The organism is Kluyvera sp. Awk 3, assembly GCF_028069715.1.
GTDB lineage: Bacteria > Pseudomonadota > Gammaproteobacteria > Enterobacterales > Enterobacteriaceae > Kluyvera > Kluyvera georgiana_A.
On record NZ_JANEWH010000266.1, the window covers coordinates 1 to 1,638 of the forward strand.

Here is a 1,638-nt window from a genome sequence, read left to right on the forward strand (position 1 = left end):
AAAAGAACCTTCTATTCACTCGCAGAAATAGATAATTATCACTAAATGTTATCCACAAAGGATTATCAACGTGTCGGCGTCAAATGCACGGCCAACAATTATTAACACCACCTTTTAAAATTTAACGAAATTAACACTACAAGGCATGACATCAGATTATCTGCGTAACAAAAAATGCTGAACATGAATCAAAGTAAGAATAATCCGAACACCATCACCCTCTGGACTTTTTAAATTCTGATAATAATCACGCTAAGCATTAAGAGCATCTTCGAACAACAGGGCTTGTCATTGGAACAATGTTGATTTAGCATTCACTTAATTTAGCAAATACTAAAGCAAGATATGAACGAAATCGATTTTTTGCAGGCTCGTGCCGGTGAAGCCGCCACGCTACTGAAAGCGATGAGCAATCCCAACAGGCTACTGATCCTTTGCATGCTGTGCGATGCCCCCGGTACCAGCGCCGGCGAGCTCGCGCGAGTCACCGGCTTAAGCCCGTCAGCCACGTCTCAACATCTCGCTCGCATGCGCGAGGAGGGGCTGATTGACAGCCAGCGCGCTGCCCAACGCATCCACTACTCGATTAAAAACGACGCGGTGAGGCAGATCGTCGCTACCTTAAAAACGCTTTTCTGCCCTTGAGGAACACCTGAACATGACCGTTGAATATCTTTCCCCACAAGCCGCGCTTACGCTCATTGGGCAGGGTGCCACCCTCATCGACATACGCGATGCCGATGAGTATGTGCGTGAACACATTCCCATGGCCCGCCCCTTCCCGCTCAGCGCTATCGAAAAAGGGCAAACGCTACCCTCTTCCGACGGTGGCGTCGTGATTTTTCACTGCCAGTCCGGCAACCGCACGCGTAACAACGAAGCGCGACTGGTTGCCGCAGCCGCGCCAGCAGAAGTCAAAATCGTTGACGGAGGAATCGACGCCTGGCGAAAGGCGGGTCTGCCGATGGTCGAGGATAAAACACAGCCGCTACCCCTTATGCGCCAGGTACAGATCGCCGCGGGCGTGCTAATTTTACTGGGCGTCGTACTGGGTTATAGCGTATCCAGCGCCTTCTTCTTGCTGAGTGCATTTGTGGGCGCAGGCTTAACCCTGGCCGGGATGACCGGATTTTGCGGTATGGCGCGCCTGCTAGCCGTGATGCCGTGGAACAGGCGGTAAGCACTATCGCTGCTGCGGCAACGTTAATGAAGACAAGAGATAACAAAGGAGCACGTTGATGTTTGCACCTGGCGATCTGGTTCAGCCGAAAATGGGCGGACCGAAATTAAAGGTTATTGAAGCACACGAAGACCGCATCGTGGCCGTCCAGGCCAGCGATGAGCACGGTAAGCAATACACGCTGAAAAACGATGACGTCGCCCCGTATCGTGAAGAAGGCGACTTTGGCGTTTGCTAAGACCTCCCCCGCGGTGAGCCAGCCTCACCGCCCCTTCTCACGAAACTGAATGTTTACCCATAAATCACGCATATCCTCCCACACACAACATCAGCGTTTAATGCTAAAAAAACACCTTCCAGTTAGATAAAAACACCATTAGTGACGACAATCACAATAAAATCAGCATTAGCACGCTGACAGCAAAAAAGACCTGCGCTTCCAATACAATTAACCGTTC

General features: G+C 50.5%; 3 protein-coding genes. All 3 read left to right on the forward strand.

Going from position 1 to position 1,638, the window contains the following annotated elements:
• The first annotated feature begins 345 nt into the window (after positions 1–345).
• Genes NNN71_RS24495 through NNN71_RS24505 form a run of 3 tightly spaced genes read left to right on the forward strand, consistent with a single transcriptional unit; the run spans position 346 to position 1,418 of the window.
• A complete protein-coding gene (locus tag NNN71_RS24495; protein ID WP_271459570.1) occupies positions 346–645 on the forward strand; it encodes an ArsR/SmtB family transcription factor in 300 nt (99 codons plus the stop codon).
• Between the two features lie 13 nt (positions 646–658).
• Complete coding sequence (locus NNN71_RS24500) at positions 659–1,180, forward strand: rhodanese family protein (protein WP_163446244.1); 522 nt, start codon at positions 659–661, stop codon at positions 1,178–1,180.
• 58 nt (positions 1,181–1,238) lie between these two features.
• Positions 1,239–1,418 carry a hypothetical protein gene (locus NNN71_RS24505; RefSeq protein ID WP_249022860.1) on the forward strand — a complete coding sequence of 60 codons (180 nt, stop codon included), beginning with the start codon at positions 1,239–1,241 and terminating at the stop codon, positions 1,416–1,418.
• The last annotated feature ends 220 nt before the right edge of the window (positions 1,419–1,638 follow it).